The sequence below is a fragment of the Crocosphaera sp. Alani8 genome, assembly GCF_038442745.1.
Taxonomy (GTDB): Bacteria; Cyanobacteriota; Cyanobacteriia; order Cyanobacteriales; family Microcystaceae; genus Crocosphaera.
This window is the reverse complement of the sequence record NZ_JARVCN010000284.1, coordinates 1-4,117: the sequence shown is the minus strand read 5'-3', so window position 1 is coordinate 4,117 and position 4,117 is coordinate 1. Positions and strand designations below refer to the sequence as shown.

The 4,117-nt window shown below is 34.8% G+C and carries 4 protein-coding genes; 2 read left to right on the top strand and 2 right to left on the bottom strand.

Annotation, left to right across the window (positions count from 1 at the left end; genetic code table 11):
- Positions 1–84 precede the first annotated feature (84 nt).
- Positions 85–1,542, bottom strand: coding sequence for a mechanosensitive ion channel family protein (locus P9B04_RS15780; protein WP_342055942.1), 1,458 nt, complete (start codon positions 1,540–1,542; stop codon positions 85–87).
- Positions 1,543–1,832: 290 nt separating this feature from the next.
- Here P9B04_RS15780 and P9B04_RS15775 point away from each other — a divergent pair, with 290 nt between their 5' ends.
- The gene (locus tag P9B04_RS15775) at positions 1,833–2,174 is read left to right on the top strand and encodes a hypothetical protein (RefSeq protein WP_342055941.1); all 342 of its coding nucleotides are present in this window, start codon (positions 1,833–1,835) and stop codon (positions 2,172–2,174) included.
- Between the two features lie 215 nt (positions 2,175–2,389).
- Positions 2,390–3,229 (top strand): M48 family metallopeptidase, encoded by an 840-nt coding sequence (locus P9B04_RS15770; RefSeq protein WP_342055944.1) that lies wholly within the window; start codon positions 2,390–2,392, stop codon positions 3,227–3,229.
- 13 nt (positions 3,230–3,242) lie between these two features.
- On the opposite strand, the gene P9B04_RS25210 is transcribed toward P9B04_RS15770, so the two are convergent.
- Positions 3,243–4,004 carry a hypothetical protein gene (locus tag P9B04_RS25210; RefSeq protein ID WP_446718012.1) on the bottom strand — a complete coding sequence of 254 codons (762 nt, stop codon included), beginning with the start codon at positions 4,002–4,004 and terminating at the stop codon, positions 3,243–3,245.
- Between the last annotated feature and the right edge of the window lie 113 nt (positions 4,005–4,117).

Sequence of the window (4,117 nt, the reverse complement as noted above, 5' to 3'; positions counted from 1 at the left end):
CTGACTCCTAAAACTAGAAAAATTTGTACCTCACAAGTATGGGAACTGCTATATACAAATCACACTTTTACTTTGATGAGATTTTTAAAACTCGTGAGTTTTATTTTTGGCTTTAATAACTTCTTTTTTTCTTGTTTCTAATAACTCGCTAAACTCTTGGGATAGTCTGGGCATTTGTTCTAATAAAGTCGCAACTACTTCTGGGGATAAAACCGCTACTTCTAAGTCGTCTACGGCAATCACAGAAACATCACTACATTCTCCTGTGAGGAGAATTTTCTCACCAAAAAATTCCCCTTTTCCTAAACAGGCAATTGTTTGATTTTCTCCATGATTATTTTTCACTAAAATAGTTGCACGACCATTGAGAATTAAATACAATCCCAAAATCCTTTCTCCTTCTTGAAAAACCCATTCTCCTTGAGCGTAGTATCGGATATTACTTGCGTTTTCTTCTTCAATAAATCTCTCAGCCGCCAGATTACCGAAATTTGGCAGCGATCGCATTACTTCTGTTACTTGATAAACTGGGTTAGGTTTAGGTGTTGTTGCTACATCCATCTGATACTCAGTCTGAATGGGATAGGGAATGGTTAAATGATATCGTTTTGCTGCATACCAAATACGAATCACAAAATCGTTACGAACATTCAACATTGTTTCGTAATTATTAACGAATAAACCGATTTGATAAACAATAGAAAAATCAGCATAATTTTCTACTCTTACCCACGGGGAAGGTTCTCTTAAAATACCTGGGGTTGATAAGGCGGTTTCTTTGAGTACCCGAATCACTTTATTAGGAGGATCGTCGTAAGAAAATCCAAAGGAAAATCGTTCGACGTGCAACGGAGTTGGACGATTGTAATTGGTAAAGTTTCCTTGGGCTAAAATTGAATTAGGAATCACTACACTATCTCGATCACGGGTTTGTAAGTAAACCGATCTCCAATTAACTTTAATAACTTTACCGATTGTCTCCCCAACTCGCAACCAATCTCCCAGGGTAAAGGGGCGTTCAAATAGTAATAAAATGCCCGAAAATAGATTTTTTAGTGTGTCTTGTAAAGCTAAACCAATCACCAATGAGCCTACCCCGAATGCAGTTAAAAGCGCACCTAAATCGATTTTCCATACCGTAGAAAGAATAACAGCTGTAATACAGGATACTAAAAAAAATCGAATTAAATCTAGTAGTAAGTCAGGCACTCTCTCTTGCCAGCTTCCGGCCACTGCTTGTTCAAATATTAATATTTTAAATGCTGAAAGTAGGGCATGAATCATCCCGATCCAAACTAATGTTTCTACCAATCTAATAATAGTCGTTTCTTCAGGAAATTCCAAAACCTTTGTTAAGAAGAAAAATAAAGCTACTAAAGGAAATACTAGATTTCTAAAAATAATAATTGTAGCGACTATTGGTCTTTCTTCTTGTCGAAGTCGGACAATTATTTCATTGAGTACAATCATGATTAAGGGAAATCCTAAAATAAGAAGAATAGCCCAACGGAACCAGTTTTGTTCTACTAAAGTAATTGGCATTATAAATGATCGATAATTTCAGACAATACCTTCTCACTCCATTATGGATAATGACAACGATATAGTTCAGAAAACTTAGGATCTCATTATTTTTACTTAAAAATTATTAAGAAATATTATAAAATCTTTATTATTAATAGTTTTATGGCTTTCGTTTGCTATTATGTTGTACAAATAAATCCTTGTTTTTGAGTTTTCTGTACGGGTTAACTGCTCAATTAATTCCCCTACAGACAAAAAGCTTAACGATGGGGAAATTTTTAAAAATAAAGTATTGTAAAAGACAACCCATGAACTACTTTTTTGATATTCTCGGTACTACTTCCCTCTTAACCTTTTTTAATTATCAACAACAAGTTGAGCAAAATGAAAATCGTGCAACAGCTTATTTAGGGAGCTATCAATGTAGTCTTGATGGCTTTCTTGAATCTGTGAACAATATTCCTAAGAAACCAGATTGGGATTGGGATAATGTTGTGGAAAGTATTGTTAGCTTTTGGTTAAAAAATGAAGATAAAGTTCGTTATTGGCAAAACAACTTTAAGCCGATTGACTCAAATATATTGATTGTAGCTAGAATAGGAGAAATTGAAGGGTTGCGTTATGAATTTGAATCTTTATTAGACGTTTAAAACTTAAAGAGTATAGTATTCGATAATCTAGATTTAAACTCAATCAATAATGGAAATAAGTAGAAATAAGTGGAAACAGAGAGAAACTAATGGACAATTTAACATCTGGAACAAATTATGTTTTTATCAAGCAAAAATTATGACTATAATGAAGGAAAATTGAAGAACAAACATCAAGTTTACTAGAGTTTATACTATTGAAGGAATCGATCATGATGAAGTTAATACATCTCTACCGTAGTCGTCTATTGTATGGTTTACTGGCAACTTTGATCACTGGTAGTATTGTGATCTTTTCCCCGCAACCTAGTTACGGACAGTCTTGGTTAAATTGGATATTTCAAGGAGTACAAGTTATTCAACTGTCCAATTTATCTGATCAACAAGAAGTTAGGTATGGACAGCAAATTAATCAAGAACTAGTCAGAAGTGGTAGATTTCGCCCTTCTCGAAATCGAGCCTTAATTCAGAGAATTGAGGGTATTGGTCGAAGGATATCTCAAAAGAGTAGCCGTCCCAATTTACCTTTTACTTTCCAAGTTGTGGAAGACAATTCTATTAACGCTTTTGCTACTATGGGAGGCTTTGTCTATGTCAACACAGGGTTAGTTAGAGCAGCAGAAAACGAAGCAGAATTGGCAAGTGTTGTTGCTCACGAAATTGCCCACATTACGGAGCGTCATTCTATCAAACAAATGCGGAATGTGGCTATATCTCAAGGATTAATGTCAGCCACTGGATTAAGCGAAAGCAATGTTGTTAATATTGGGGTACAATTAGCTGTTAATCTTCCCCATAGTCGAGAAGCAGAACTAGAAGCTGATCAGATAGGTTTACGAGACTTAAAAAAAGCTGGTTATGCGCCTATTGGTATGATTACTTTTATGAAAAAACTAACTCAAAAAGGTTCATCTCCCCCTGCTCTTTTGAGTACCCATCCAGCTACATCCCAAAGGGTTGAATTCTTGACACGAGCTGTTAATCCAGACATTGCCTATCAAGGAGATGGTTTGGATAATCAAGCTTATCAGCGAGAATTTCGTAGCTTATTATAAGCTTTTTTAACTACTAGAATCTAACTTTTTTCAATAGCCAATCTGTAATCAATTCAGGAGTATTTTTTTTAACCCAATAAAAAGCGATCGCTCGGAAACTAGGTTTAGAAAGTCTAGCAATTAATCTCATGACTCGGTTAAGAGGACGTGGAGAAACTTTCTGATTTATTATATTAAGAGAACCAAGATCGTAAAGACAATCGATAATCATCTTGAAAGTTGCTTCCTCACGTTCCATTAAGTTTTCCACCAAAAGCATAACGTTTTTTTTCTGTTCTATTTCTAGTTTCTGAGCTTCTGAAAGCTTGGGAAAATATTCTACAACTGTCGCCGATTGTTTCACTTTCCCTTTTTTCTGCTTTCTCTGTGCTTTTTTAGCCTTTGAGTTTTTTTTCGCTTTCAATGGTTTGTTTTTAGAGTTGCGAGAAATCATAATTTTATTGATTAACCAGTTAGTAATTAATTCAGGGGTATTATTGACAACCCAATAAAAAGCAATGTATCTAAAAAAAGTTTTTGTAAATTTTGTAATTAGTTTAAATAAGAATCTAAAAAAACCGATGGGAACCTTTTTATTGATCAAATTAAGGGAGCCAAGATCATAAAGACAATCAATAATCTTGCTAAGTGTGTTTCTTTCTCTTTGCATCAAATTCTCGACTAGGAGCATAAGATTCTTTTTTCGCTGTATTTCAAGTCGTTTGACTTCTGAGAGTTTAGGCACATATTGGGCTACTTGCACCGACTGTTTTGGATCGTTCCGAGAAAGTACCATAGATGTTCACAGGCTAACGCTCCCAAACAATATAAACTAGAGACAAGTAATTTAACAATAGATTACCGAAAATCGGAGCATGAAAGCCCCTGGCTTCAGACATGGGGATGAAA

Excerpts from the sequence above, each read along its gene's own strand:
- P9B04_RS15780 (WP_342055942.1), bottom strand. The coding sequence starts at position 1,542 with ATGCCAATTACTTTAGTAGAACAAAACTGGTTCCGTTGGGCTATTCTT.
- P9B04_RS15775 (WP_342055941.1), top strand. The coding sequence starts at position 1,833 with ATGAACTACTTTTTTGATATTCTCGGTACTACTTCCCTCTTAACCTTT.
- P9B04_RS15770 (WP_342055944.1), top strand. The coding sequence starts at position 2,390 with ATGAAGTTAATACATCTCTACCGTAGTCGTCTATTGTATGGTTTACTG.
- P9B04_RS25210 (WP_446718012.1), bottom strand. The coding sequence starts at position 4,004 with ATGGTACTTTCTCGGAACGATCCAAAACAGTCGGTGCAAGTAGCCCAA.